Origin of the sequence: Aureibacter tunicatorum, from assembly GCF_036492635.1 — a bacterium.
Classification (GTDB): domain Bacteria; phylum Bacteroidota; class Bacteroidia; order Cytophagales; family Cyclobacteriaceae; genus Aureibacter; species Aureibacter tunicatorum.
Window position 1 is genome coordinate 2,883,800 of sequence record NZ_AP025305.1, and the last position, 13,038, is coordinate 2,896,837.

Consider the following 13,038-nt stretch of genomic DNA (forward strand, 5'->3'; position numbering starts at 1 on the left):
TTATTTAGTTTGCTTAGACTGACTTAAATATTTACTCACTAAAGAAGCAACTGTTACTGTCAAATAAAACTGTCCTATAACACCCAAAAACACCGACAAGTCTCTAGTGTAATTATGCAAAGGCGTGATATCTCCATAGCCTATCGTCGTCAAAGTAACAAAGCTATAGTAGTATATATCTTTAACCATACTTTCTGAATTTAAATTACTCAGCGTGCCACCAATGGTCATCTCCAAAGCCATAAACACAAAAAAGCCTAAAGTTCCAATTAATAAATACCCCGCTAAGGCTCCAACAATCACACTTTGAGAAATTGTCTTGATTCTGGATATCTGCAAAAAAAGATGATAAGTAATTGAAACAAAAAAAGCGAAATATAATAAATATAAAAAATAGCCATAATTAGTGATCATTTGCAGGCTATTAGGAAATAATATACTAAGAGAATAAATTATTTGGACCATTATCAATATAAGCCCATTTAGCAAAAACATTCTTCTTGTACGCTTTTTTATCTTTTCCACTAAAGACAATCCAGAAATTACCAATAATGTAAAAGACAAAGTCCCTGAAATAGTATTTAGCACAAATTGTCCTGAAAATTCAGGCAATAAAAAATTAATGGATAAGGCTATTGCCAATATCTCGAAGCGATACCTCTGAAAGAACTCTTCTCTTTTTAATTTATTCATTATTTCTAATCAAAAATTGTGAAGTGAAATTTACAAAAAACTAATTGTTTCTAAAATAATGTTTTTCACGATTAGATTTTTTTGATCTTTTTACTTGGCATTTCCTCCTGAAGGAAATAAAATGGTATAAAAAACAATTGTGATAATGTCTAAGATACATCAAATTGATCTTTGCTTATAGAATCCCAAGCCCGTTGTCAATTGCATTAATATTGCTATTAAACTAAAAAAACATTTTCCATGGATTCGAATAAGAATGAAAAAGTAATGCTAATTATGTTGGAATTCACAAAGGCCGTAATTTCCTGTGGTGGCCATACCACAAGGATCAATAGCTCTTTAAATCGAATTTCAAAAAAATTCAACTTAGAATTTGATCTGCTGATCACTTACAGAGGAGTATGCATATCTGTCTGGAAAAAAGAATCCCCTTGCAGTAAAATTAGCGGAGCGTGCAGTTATGCATTTAAAAGCATTAATATGAACATGCTTTCTCTTCTCAACCATTTGACTTGGGATATCTTAGAAAAAGATATTACTGAAGATGAAATCTTAAATAGAATTGAAGAGATCAAAAAAACAGGCAGATACTCTCCTTTATTGACATCTTTATCCGTTTCATTATCTTGCGCTGGCTTCTGTTATTTATTTGGTGGTAAATACATAGAAATGCCCTTCACTTTCATTGGCGCGTTTCTCGGCATGCAAACAAAAATCTTCTTAACCAAACATCAAATCAATCATTATTTGACCCCAATATTTTCAGCCTTTGTGGCAAGTTTTGTCGCAGGGCTATTACTGCAAATGTGCTTTGGAGAAATATCACGATTTGTCATTTCCACATGCGTATTATTTTTGATTCCCGGCGTCGCTATAATCACAGCCACAGCTGATGCTTTCCACGGCTATAACGACAGCAGCATCTCAAGATTATTATCCGCCTTCGGCATTCTTACAGGCATTGCGATAGGCATAGTTTTCTCAATAACAATATTAGGATTTAAAAATTGGATGTAATGATACTCAAGCTTGCTGAAGAACTTATATGGGTGGTTTTCATCATTATTGGCTTCTCTATATTATTCAACCTAAATCGAAAGGCAATACCAACGACATGTTTATTAGGAATCGTCGGGTATATTGTCAGGTTTCTATTCATTCAGTTTCATTGGGGCAACATCGTCTTAGGTTCATTTTTTGGATCTATAACCATAGGCATACTTGCCATAAGCATAGCTCACAAGCTTCGAACTTTACCCCTGATTTTTGCAGTATGTTCCTTAATACCAATGGTCCCGGGTTATTTCGCTTATAATGCCTTAATTTTATCAATCAAACTAATCAACCAAACTGACCTCACAAGCAATCTTACAGAACTTTACTTAATTCAAGCATCAGTAAATGCGATCAAAGCTTCGTTAATTTTCCTTGGAATTTCAGTCGGATTATTCATACCAATCATGACTTACAAAACCTTTATCTGCAATAATAAACTATCAAGGCATTATGACTAAAAAAGCCCAGCAAGTGCCGGGCTATAATTATACTTCAATGTACATTTTATCAATCAAATCATGATATCGTTGAAGTATTACTTTTCTTTTGATTTTCAAAGTTGGAGTAATCTCCCCTCTTTCGATAGTAAACTCTTCGCTCAACAAAGTAAATTTCTTAATCTGCTCAAAACGAGCCAATTCTATTTGCAGTTTATCAATTCTCTCTTTAAAGAAGTCTATAATTCTTTTATCATTGACAATATCCTTTACATTGTCAAACTTTATATTTCTCTGCTCCGCATATTCCTTCAATGCCTCAAAAGCTGGAACTATCAAAGCTGTTACATATTTTCGGTCATCTCCAATAACTGCAATCTGTTCTATATAATGGTCATTGCCAATAGTCGTTTCGATTTGTTGAGGAGCGATGTACTTGCCTCCTGATGTTTTCATCAAATCTTTAAGCCTTTCGGTAATAATCAAATTACCCTCAGCATCGATTTTACCGGCATCTCCAGTTCTAAACCAACCATCATCAGTAAAAACCTCATTGGTCTTCTCAGGCTTATTGTAATACCCTTTCATTACATTACCTCCCTTGACCAAAATTTCATCATTCTCAGCTATTTTAATTTCAATTCCAGCCAATGGTTTTCCTACCGTGCCAGCGATAAAACTATTCCCTTTGAAAGTAGCAACCGTTGCCACAGTTTCAGTCAGGCCATAGCCTAATTTCACATTCACTCCAATAGCATTGAAAAAAAGATTAATATCATCGGATAGTCTAGCTCCTCCACATGGCGACATTTTAATCTTACCTCCCAAATTCGCTCTGATTTTACTGAACACAAGCTTATCAGCAAGCTCATACTTTGTTTGAAGCAACCATGGGGCTGGAATATCTTTTCTTTTAAATTCGAAATGCTTTTTACCTACAGAAACCGCCCAATTGAACAACTTTTTCTTCATATTAGGCGCGCTTTCGAGCTTTGTATAAATCAGATTATATATTTTTTCATAGAACCTTGGCACTGTGCATACGATTGTAGGTTGCACTTCTTTTATAGCATCCGCAACACTTTTTGGATTTGACAAATAAGCCACCTCCATGCCTTTATGCAATGCATAATATGTCCAAGCCCTCTCAAATATATGACTAAGCGGCAGAAATGCCATTGAAACATCAGAATCGTCAACTTCAAGCAAATCATCATGCGATTTAAGCTGCGTCAATACATTATCATTATCAAGCATTACTCCTTTCGGCTCTCCAGTTGTTCCGGAGGTATATATTAAAGTTGCCAAATCAGAGCCTACAATCAAATCCAGCCTTCTTTTCAACTCTACTTCTAAAGATTCATCAAAATCATCATTGATAAAATCCTCCAAATAAATAGAATGACTGCTTTGGTAAAGCTTGACAGACTTGTCAAATACGATAATCTTCTCTATTCTAGAATTAGTCGCAACCAATTGAAAAGCTTTCTCATATTGCTCTTGCTCTCCAACAAATACAAATCTTATCTCAGCGTCATTAAGAATATAATCAGCCTGACCAGCGGTGTTTGTAGCATAGATTGGAACCGGCACAGCTTTAACACTCAGCGCGCTAAAATCCGTAATTGTCCACTCCGGCATATTTTGTGAAAAAATAGCGACTTTCTCGCCTTCAGCGACACCAGACTTCAACAAAGCTTTTGACAAACGATCTATTCTATCGCCAAACTCAGTCCATGTCAGTGCAGACCACTCTTCGCCGTCTTTATATCTAAGAGCATCTTTATCTTTATACTTCTCTACGCGCTCTCTAATCAATAGCGCCAAAGGTAAATAATCCATACTTATCGAAATTATTCTCTCCTATTACTTGCAAACATTATGAAGAAGAGAAAGCAATTTAGCATTTTACTCTCTGTTTAACAACATTGCCAAATAGCCTTTGAATCTTAAGCCTAAAATTACTCAATTTGTTTAATCCTCAGTCAAAATGATTTCATCCATATGGAAACCTGAGAAAAAAGAATTCAGAAAAGCACCTCTTAATATATTTTTACTAATTTCATATTTCAAAATAAAAATCGATGATAGATATAGGCTTATTAATACTTAGAATCGGCATTTCACTAATGTTGATAAAAATTAGTTTTGGGAAACTCAAAAATTATTCAGAATGGCTCACTAAGTTTCCCGCCCCATTTAATTGGAATGTAAAAACATCTCTCAATATAACCCTTACAATACAAATCATATGCTCGCTATTGCTCATACTTGGCCTATTCACACAGCTTGCAGCATTTGCCTTATTTGCCATGATGTGTATCATCGTACTTGAAGTCCATAAAGGCTACAGTTATGAAGAACACGAATTTGTATTGCATTATCTATTGATCTACTTGGCAATCTTCTTTACCGGAGCAGGCAAATACTCATTGGACTCATACATCAACATTTCTTTATTTTAACAGCCTTTCGCTTTCTCGACTGGCCCTTTCCACACAATCTTCCAATGACAAACCTAAAAAATAATTCCCAACCAAATAAAGTCCCGGTACTGAAGGAAGCAATTCATCAAGTTCTTGAGTCGCCGTTAATGAATCCAGATGCAAAGTACCTAGTTCATGCGTCTTATTTTTCACATCCACCACATCTTCTTTTCTCACCCCCAAGATATGCATAGCTCTTTCCAAAGCCTGAATCACAGGAACTTCAGAATCTTTCAAATGAAACGTAAATGCTCGCAAGGTATCATGAGGGACAGTATCCCTACTAACTAATGAATAAAATATATCCCCAACAGGCAATAGGACGGCCAATGGCTTTAAATGCTCTACTTTGGATTTTTTCACCACTAGACCTATTGATTTGACTTGTTTTGACGGGATTTTGTCCAATCTGCTTGAAATCGTTGGTTTGACACTTTTTAATAATTCAGAAGCGACTTTAGCACTCGTCGCCAAGGCCAAATTCTCTGTTTTGACTTCTTTTCCATTGACATCCAACCTGTAAATGTTATTCTCAAAACGAATTTGACTGACCTCGGCTTGAAATGCCACATTAACATTATCATCCAACATTATTTGCTCAAAAACCTGCCCCAAGCCTTTTTTGAAGGTGAATTTTTTAGGAAAATCAGCATCTCTCTCCTTCCGCATCTTTAAAAAAATCTCAGCAGGGAATGCATCAGCTTTTTGCGATATGACCGCATTGAACATCAGCTTCCCAACATTCTCATAGTTCTTCTCCCCCATGAGACTCTGATAATACTCTTTGACAGTCAATCCTTCTTTCGACTTGAAAAAAGCCTTTGGCATATTGAACATCAAGCCTGCCAAACTCAATTCTGAAAAGATTGACTTTTCTTTCCCTTCTTTCAAAATAGCATATCTGAGTTTTTCCTGTGGAATAACCTGATTCAACAAGCCCCTGCTTTTAACAATGTCGCAAAGATGCTTATATGAATTATAGCATGTATGCGCTCCCATTTCCAACCAAAACTGTTCGTTAGAAAAGTAAGGAGTGTTGACACATCCTCCAGGCTCATTTTCTTTTTCAAGAATCAATACTTTTTTCCCGGAATTGGACAAGTAATGCGCCATGGAAAAGCCACTTATACCACCTCCCACAATTATTGCATCATAATTTTGCGACAACATATCAAACTTTATTAGCTGTGAATTCTAAATATTACTTATCAAGAAATAACTTCAAAACTAGTTGTTATCTCTACAGAGCTTTCCAACATTTTGCTTACAGAGCAATACTTTTCAACTGAAAGCGCTATTGCTCTCTCTACCTTTGAAGCATCCACATCTCCATAAACTTTATAATGCATATTTATCTTTCTAAAGACACGCGGAATATCCTCAACTCTATCGCCCTCGATATCCACTTTAATATCTCTAACTTCTTGTTTTTGCTTCTTAAGGATGCTTACAATATCAATAGTACTGCAACCACCAGCACCTGCCAACACTAGCTCCATTGGGCTAATCAAAGCATTCTCAGCATCAGCTGAAGCTCCTAAAGAGATCTGGGCTCCTTTTTCGTTCACAGCCTTCATTGTTGAAGAAAAACCATCTGTAGTTAATTCCACTTTCATATTACTATATTTTAATTCTTATATCAAAATTTCGATTTGAAGGATATCTGAATCAATTCCTCAATCGAAATTATAAATTTATTTTTTAAAAAATATGTTTTTTGTAAAAGGTTTATTTTATAGTTTCAAGAACGCAATTTGCGTAAAATGAGTTTTCATCGAATAACCATAAGAAAATGAAAGAAATAAGCGCGCTTGAACTTAAAGAAATGATCGACAATCAAGAGGAATTCCAGCTGATTGATGTCAGAGAGCCTAACGAATACGAATTCACGAATATCGGAGGCACGCTCATTCCTCTTGGAACTGTATTGGAAGATAAAGATAAAATCTCCAAAGACGAGACAGTAGTCGTAATGTGCAGAAGCGGTAAAAGAAGCGCACAGGCGATAATGGCTTTGGAGCAACTAGGATATGACAACCTTTTCAACCTTAAGGGAGGAATCTTGGAATATGGCGACCAAGTTGATGACGAGGTAAAACAATACTAATCATATAATCAAAAAGCTTCACCGAGTCTTATGTAAAAGCCATTGCCATTATCAAGGCCAACAGCGTAATCCAAGCCAACGTGAAGCTTTTGATCTTTGAATATTTTGTATCTGAGTCCTACCCCCAATGCCACCTTTGTTCTATACAAAGTTAAATCATGCAATTGTGGATGAACATTGCCAAAACCAGCGAAAAACACTCCTTTGACTTTCCAAAAAAGGCTTCTTCGAAATTCCGCCTCATAAAACCACATAATCCTATCAATAAATCTAGTATCACGATACCCTCTCAAAGCGTTAGAGCCTCCTAATCGATTGTATTCATAAAATGGCGCGCTGCCATTAATCATATTAAATGACAAAGCCCAAGCAAGTACATTTTTTTCATTATTGACATTAAAATAATTTCTTAAGAAAAAATGGAAATTAGAGTAATGATAAACCGCAAAATAGTCCACCCAACTCATTTCTAGCGCGACACCTTTTGATGGATACTGAGCATTGTCACGCGTATCATAAAACAGAATTGGACCCACACCGATATTCCAACCACCTGACAAACCAAACAAATGATCTTCATAAAACTTAGTAGTGTCTGTAAAGTGAACCAAATGATTATTTTGAATTTTATACCTAACTCCTAGATAAACATCATCTTCAACCGCATACATGACTCTACCTTGCATATACACTTGCTTGGATGTATAAAACTCATAATCGCCTGCCTTAGTATTATTTCCTATTCCGTAATAATAAAGGGGATAATAAATAAATGACAATACATTTTGACTGAAATATTTTTGAGTGTAATAATTCACTCTAATTTCTGAAGTGAACTGATTTCTGATCGTGTAAGACACATATGGATTAACAAAAGACAAGTACTTTGGCTGCTTCTGTTCTTTCATCGTAAACAATCCTGAAATACCATACTCCAAACCAGTCTCCGGGGCATAACTAAATGCTGGTGTAATAATAAAATGCCCCTCATTACCTTTCATACCCGTCAATGTATCAGGTCGAGTAATAATTTTCATTTTTTGATTTTGGGCTATTACTTCTACGCCAATAAGCGGCATTAAAATAACCATGAATAACAAGCTAATTAAGCGCTCGTTTGAAATACATAATTTTGTATATTCCTTCATAAACGCCTTTCTATTTAAACTCGTTATTGCCGTAAATAATATTGGATACTTGTCCAGCTGTATCTATAAAAACCTCAATTTCTCCAGACTTCCTTTTGGGAACCGGGTACACATACACAGTATCTGGAAATTGATAAGACTTTTCCTCCGGTTGACCTAAAATCTTGACAACATCAGAAGTCTTCAAACCAACATGCAATTGGTCTAATTTTTCTAAGTAACCGTAATCGTCAGAGTCTTCGGTCCTAAACACAAAAATCAGCAATAAAAGAAGCGGCAGCCAAATAACTGCCAAAATTATAGCCAAAGTGACTTTCTTCATAATTAGTCTAACAATTATCCCTCTACTTAATATCAAGTTGAAGGAATAATTGTTTGACAAAAATTAATTATTGCATTTTTTTAATTGACCTTGAACTTGTTCTATTGTAACAATTCCATTACCATTTCCCCAAGTATTGGTAATAAAAGTCACGATCTCGGCAATCTCAATATCAGATAAGAACTTGCTTCCAGGCATTGGTTGATCATATTCCACACCATTAACGATGATCTTCCCATCCATCCCATACTTTATCCCGCAAATCACTTGGTCCAAATGCTTATCCAAGAAATCCGCTCCTTTCAATGGCGGAATAACTTTGCCTAAGCCCGAACCGTCAGACATATGACAATTCGCGCAATTCGCCTCATATCCCCTTTGTCCATTAACCATATACTGCTTAAGCTTGACAGGGCTATTACTACCTCCACAAGAGGCAAAACAGAAAAGAATCAATAAAAACAATGGGATAACATTCATTTTAAGTTTCATATCCATAACCTATCTATTGTTCAGTTTTAAAAATAAAAAAAGGCAAACACTAAACTGTTTGCCTTTAAGTTAAATATCTTCGAAAATTATTCTCCATCAAAGCTTAGCCATTGCTCGACTTCTTCTTTGCTTGGGTTTTTCACATCTTTCAATTTGAGCTTCTTACGCATTCCACAAACATCATTGAATAACTTATTCAACTCTTGGCTTTGCACTTGCTCAATAGTCAATAAACCTAGTTTTTGAATCACTGGTATAAGTTCCTCACGAATTCCAATTTCAATATAATCTTCATTTGAAGCATATTTAGGTTTCTTTTCCGGACGCATCTGAGGGAAGAATAATACTTCTTGTATCGATGTATTATCAGTCATCAACATCGTCAATCTATCTATTCCAATACCCATCCCTGATGTAGGAGGCATGCCATACTCTAAAGCTCTCAAGAAATCATGATCAATAAACATTGCCTCATCATCCCCTTTTTCAGAAAGCTTCATTTGCTCTTCAAATCTTTCTTTCTGATCAATCGGATCATTAAGCTCGGAATAAGAATTGGCTATTTCCTTTCCATTCACCATTAATTCAAATCTCTCTGTCAACTCCGGATTGCTTCTATGCCTCTTAGTCAATGGAGACATCTCAACAGGATAATCTGTGATGAATGTTGGTTGGATATAATTTCCTTCACATTTCTCACCAAAGATCTCGTCAATGAGCTTTCCTTTACCCATTGTTTCATCCGTCTCTATATTAAGTTCCTTGCAAATTTCAATCAACTCGCTTTCCGACTTTCCAGCGATTTTGTACCCTGTAAACTCTTCAATCGCTTCATACATCGTTACTCTTTTGTAAGGAGGCTTAAAGTCGATCATTTGATCGCCAACTTTAACTTCAGTAGTCCCGTGAACGTCCAAAGCAACTTTTTCCAGCATTTGCTCTGTGAACTTCATCATCCAGTCATAATCTTTGTAAGCCACATAGATTTCCATAACTGTGAACTCAGGGTTGTGAGTTCTATCCATTCCTTCATTTCTGAAGTCCTTGGCAAACTCGTACACACCTTCAAAACCGCCAACGATCAATCTTTTTAAATATAATTCATTAGCAATTCTCAAGTACAATGGAATATCAAGAGCATTATGATGAGTGATAAATGGACGAGCCGCCGCACCACCTGGTATTGGTTGCAATATTGGCGTTTCAACTTCCAAGTATCCTTTAGCATTGAAGAACTCTCTCATGGAGTTCGTTATCTGAGTTCTCTTCAAGAAAGTATCTTTCACCTTATCGTTAACAATAAGATCAACATAACGCTGTCTATATCTTAACTCTGGATCGGAAAAAGCATCATGCTGAACTACATTGCCATTCTCATCTTTTGTCTCCTTAACCACTGGCAAAGGTCTCAATGACTTCGTCAATACTTTGAATTCTGTAACATGTATCGACGTTTCACCAACTTGAGTCTTGAAAACAAAGCCTTTCAATCCAACAATATCCCCTAAGCCAAGTAATTTCTTGAACACTGTATTGTACAAGTCCTTGTTTTCTCCTGGGCAAATATCATCTCTACGGAAATATACTTGAATACGCCCTGTGTGGTCCTTGATTTCAGCAAAAGAAGCAGATCCCATGATTCTACGACTCATCAATCTACCAGCAATGCTGATATCCTTAAACTCTTCGCTTCCTTCTTCAAACTTTTCTTTAATTTCCTGAGCTGTCGTAGTGGTTACGTATTCTTCAGCAGGATATGGGTCAATACCCATTTTCATCAATTGCTCACGCTCATCGCGCCTTTTTATTTCTTGTTCACTCAGATACATCTCTTGATATTTTATTGATCGACAAAAATAAATATTCTTAGCGATTTATCACAAATCACATTGAACTTAAATGTGTCCAATCAGTCATTTAAAACAATATTTTCCAATTATTATTTCTGAACACCGTGCCTTGGCGTCTACTGATAAAATAATCTTTGGAAAAAACCCTACATGCTTTTATACACAGCAAAACCAAGCATCAGCCAACCCAATATGAACATCAGTCCGCCTATTGGAGTGATCGCTCCCAACTTTGTAATCCCTGTTATGCACAAAGCATATAAAGACCCGGAGAAGATAACAATTCCTAAAATTGTAAATATAGCAGCCCATTGAGCCGCACCGCCTTGAAGCTTTGGCATTAAAATGCCAATAGCAATCAACAACAAAGTATGAAAGAAGTGATACTTAACTCCTGTTTCAAAAACATCTAATCTACCTGAAGACTCTAACATTGGCTTTAAGGCATGTGCTCCAAAAGCTCCAATCATCACAGCCAAAGCACCTAAAACAGAGGCTGACATCAGTACTAGTTTTTGCATAATTATTTTTCGTTAAAATGGTTCCATCCCTGTGCTTGGATCGGCACGACATTTTGTTGTTTAGTAATTAAATTTATTCCCTTGCTTAATTCTTGGGCATATCCGATAAAATGAATATCATAATGCTTTTCCAACTTCTTGTAATCCTCTTGATCAATTGTAAATAACAACTCATAATCCTCTCCTCCATTTAAAGCACAGGTGATTGGATCAAGATTAAATTCCACAGCTGTATTATATGTTTCCCTATCAATAGGCACTTTATCCTCATAGATATTAAAGCCAATGCCCGAATGTTTGCTTAAATGAAAAACCTCGGAAGCCAATCCGTCAGAAACATCTATCATTGATGTCGGTTTTATTTCAAGCTCAGACAATTCGTGAATTATATCCATCCTAGCCTCGGGCTTTAGTTGTCTTTGAACAACATAAGCGTATTTTTCAATATCAGGTTGCATCTCAGGGTTAGCCAAATACTCCACCTTTTGCCTTTCCAAAACTTGAAGGCCGACAAACGCTCCCCCTAAATCACCTGTTGCGCACAATATATCACCTTCCTTAGCTCCGCTTCTTCTCACCGGCTCTTGATTATTTGAAGACTCGCCCAATACAGTCACAGAAATCACCAAACCGCTTCTCGAGGATGTTGTGTCTCCTCCGACCAAATCAACCTTAAAATTTTGACAAGCCGCCTTGACTCCACTATACAAAGCTTCCATTGCCTCCAATGAAAATCTATTGCTAACGGCAATGCTTACCGTTACTTGCTTGGGAACGCAATTCATTGCCGCCACATCCGAGACATTCACCGAGATTGCCTTATATCCCAAATGTTGCAAAGGCACATATGACAAATCGAAATGAACTCCTTCAACCAACATGTCCGTTGAAACCACCTGCAATCCCTTTGAAGGATTAAGTATGGCAGCGTCATCTCCTACTCCCAACACAGTACCGTTATCATTCAACTCGACTCCATCGGTTAATTTATCTATCAGACCAAATTCGCCCAATGCCCCCAACTCTGTTCTATTTTGTTGCATAAAGCATATAAAGTTTCCTATTACTCATTAATTGTTTAACTTTACAAAAATCACGAAACTTTTAATAAAGTAAAAGTGTATACGTTGTAAAGATTAACAAGAAAACAATCAAACTCGACCTTATTAATTTTCTATGATAAACATTACAGATAAAGCTAAAGAACAAATAACAAAATTACGTAGTGAAGAAGGGCACAGCGACCAGCATTTTATTAGAGTGTCTGTGAAAGGAGGAGGTTGCTCAGGTTTAATGTACGACTTGAATTTCGACGATCAAATCACAGACAGTGATGATTCGTTTGAAGATAAAGGTGAAAAAATCATAGTTGACAAAAAGAGTCTACTTTATTTGCTAGGAACTACGTTAGATTTTACCGATGGTCTGAATGGCAAAGGCTTTCACTTCAGCAACCCTAATGCTTCACGCACTTGCGGATGCGGAGAAAGTTTTTCTATATAAATTTCCCAAATAAATGAGGTCCTTACTGAGACCTCATTATTATCCTATCAATATTAGTATTCAAAATCAACGACTACCCTTTTCTCAACAACAGTCTTGATAAAGCTCGCGACTTTTTGGTGAGCAGGATGCACTTGATAAGCCTCTAAATCTTGGTTTGATTTGTGCGTTGTAATTAACACCAAGTCATAAGCAGCATCGCTTTCGTTGTAATTTACGCCTGTTTCCAGTGTTTCAATTTCAGAAATCTGGCCCTTCAGGCTATTTAGTTGCTCTACGGCTTGCTTTACGTTCGACTCTTTGTCGCCGCCAAAGCACCACATGACTACATGTTTTATCATTTCAAAGTTAATCTAATGGTGAATATAAAATTTACAACTTTTGGCATTTTTATTCATTCTTTTATGACACAATTCAATTAAA

The 13,038-nt window shown here is 36.2% G+C and carries 16 protein-coding genes; 5 read left to right on the forward strand and 11 right to left on the reverse strand.

The annotated features are described in order from the left end of the window. Entirely contained in the window at nt 1-693 is a 693-nt protein-coding gene (locus AABK36_RS12270; RefSeq protein ID WP_309938667.1) for a potassium channel family protein, read from the reverse strand. Between the two features lie 240 nt (nt 694-933). Between AABK36_RS12270 and AABK36_RS12275 the strand changes: the two genes are divergently transcribed. Both AABK36_RS12275 and AABK36_RS12280 read left to right on the forward strand, forming a co-directional pair. Beyond that, on the forward strand, nt 934-1,710 hold the full coding sequence (locus AABK36_RS12275) for a threonine/serine exporter family protein (RefSeq protein WP_309938666.1): 777 nt from the start codon (nt 934-936) through the stop codon (nt 1,708-1,710). Then, on the forward strand, nt 1,710-2,207 hold the full coding sequence (locus AABK36_RS12280; RefSeq protein ID WP_309938665.1) for a threonine/serine exporter family protein: 498 nt from the start codon (nt 1,710-1,712) through the stop codon (nt 2,205-2,207). Before AABK36_RS12275 ends, AABK36_RS12280 begins: the two co-directional genes overlap by 1 nt. A 27-nt stretch (nt 2,208-2,234) precedes the next feature. Here AABK36_RS12280 and AABK36_RS12285 read toward each other — a convergent pair whose 3' ends face one another. Then, the gene (locus tag AABK36_RS12285) at nt 2,235-4,028 is read right to left on the reverse strand and encodes an AMP-dependent synthetase/ligase (protein WP_309938664.1); all 1,794 of its coding nucleotides are present in this window, start codon (nt 4,026-4,028) and stop codon (nt 2,235-2,237) included. A 242-nt stretch (nt 4,029-4,270) separates the two neighbouring features. Between AABK36_RS12285 and AABK36_RS12290 the strand changes: the two genes are divergently transcribed. Continuing rightward, entirely contained in the window at nt 4,271-4,651 is a 381-nt protein-coding gene (locus AABK36_RS12290; protein ID WP_309938663.1) for a DoxX family protein, read from the forward strand. Here the strand turns inward: AABK36_RS12290 and AABK36_RS12295 are convergent. Next, on the reverse strand, nt 4,643-5,842 hold the full coding sequence (locus AABK36_RS12295) for a protoporphyrinogen/coproporphyrinogen oxidase (RefSeq protein ID WP_309938660.1): 1,200 nt from the start codon (nt 5,840-5,842) through the stop codon (nt 4,643-4,645). The genes AABK36_RS12290 and AABK36_RS12295 overlap by 9 nt on opposite strands. A 38-nt stretch (nt 5,843-5,880) precedes the next feature. Then, nucleotides 5,881-6,288 (reverse strand): OsmC family protein, encoded by a 408-nt coding sequence (locus AABK36_RS12300; protein WP_309938658.1) that lies wholly within the window; start codon nt 6,286-6,288, stop codon nt 5,881-5,883. Nucleotides 6,289-6,464: 176 nt separating this feature from the next. On the opposite strand from AABK36_RS12300, the gene AABK36_RS12305 reads away from it, so the two are divergent. After that, on the forward strand, nt 6,465-6,779 hold the full coding sequence (locus AABK36_RS12305; RefSeq protein WP_309938656.1) for a rhodanese-like domain-containing protein: 315 nt from the start codon (nt 6,465-6,467) through the stop codon (nt 6,777-6,779). 8 nt (nt 6,780-6,787) lie between these two features. Here AABK36_RS12305 and AABK36_RS12310 read toward each other — a convergent pair whose 3' ends face one another. The 6 genes from AABK36_RS12310 to thiL form a co-directional block, all read right to left on the reverse strand. Beyond that, nucleotides 6,788-7,816, reverse strand: coding sequence for a BamA/TamA family outer membrane protein (locus AABK36_RS12310; RefSeq protein ID WP_309938655.1), 1,029 nt, complete (start codon nt 7,814-7,816; stop codon nt 6,788-6,790). A gap of 121 nt (nt 7,817-7,937) precedes the next feature. Next, on the reverse strand, nt 7,938-8,249 hold the full coding sequence (locus tag AABK36_RS12315) for a hypothetical protein (protein WP_309938654.1): 312 nt from the start codon (nt 8,247-8,249) through the stop codon (nt 7,938-7,940). A 63-nt stretch (nt 8,250-8,312) separates the two neighbouring features. Then, nucleotides 8,313-8,747, reverse strand: a complete 435-nt coding sequence (locus tag AABK36_RS12320; RefSeq protein ID WP_309938652.1) for a c-type cytochrome — start codon at nt 8,745-8,747, stop codon at nt 8,313-8,315. 80 nt (nt 8,748-8,827) lie between these two features. Continuing rightward, nucleotides 8,828-10,570, reverse strand: coding sequence for a lysine--tRNA ligase (gene lysS, locus AABK36_RS12325; protein ID WP_309938650.1), 1,743 nt, complete (start codon nt 10,568-10,570; stop codon nt 8,828-8,830). A 167-nt stretch (nt 10,571-10,737) separates the two neighbouring features. Next, on the reverse strand, nt 10,738-11,112 hold the full coding sequence (locus tag AABK36_RS12330) for a DUF423 domain-containing protein (protein WP_309938649.1): 375 nt from the start codon (nt 11,110-11,112) through the stop codon (nt 10,738-10,740). 2 nt (nt 11,113-11,114) lie between these two features. Beyond that, nucleotides 11,115-12,155 carry a thiamine-phosphate kinase gene (gene thiL, locus AABK36_RS12335; RefSeq protein WP_309938646.1) on the reverse strand — a complete coding sequence of 347 codons (1,041 nt, stop codon included), beginning with the start codon at nt 12,153-12,155 and terminating at the stop codon, nt 11,115-11,117. Nucleotides 12,156-12,288: 133 nt separating this feature from the next. Here thiL and AABK36_RS12340 point away from each other — a divergent pair, with 133 nt between their 5' ends. Further along, nucleotides 12,289-12,615, forward strand: a complete 327-nt coding sequence (locus tag AABK36_RS12340) for a HesB/IscA family protein (RefSeq protein ID WP_309938644.1) — start codon at nt 12,289-12,291, stop codon at nt 12,613-12,615. A gap of 53 nt (nt 12,616-12,668) precedes the next feature. Here the strand turns inward: AABK36_RS12340 and AABK36_RS12345 are convergent, their stop codons facing one another. Further along, complete coding sequence (locus tag AABK36_RS12345; protein WP_309938642.1) at nt 12,669-12,956, reverse strand: Dabb family protein; 288 nt, start codon at nt 12,954-12,956, stop codon at nt 12,669-12,671. Nucleotides 12,957-13,038 lie beyond the last annotated feature (82 nt).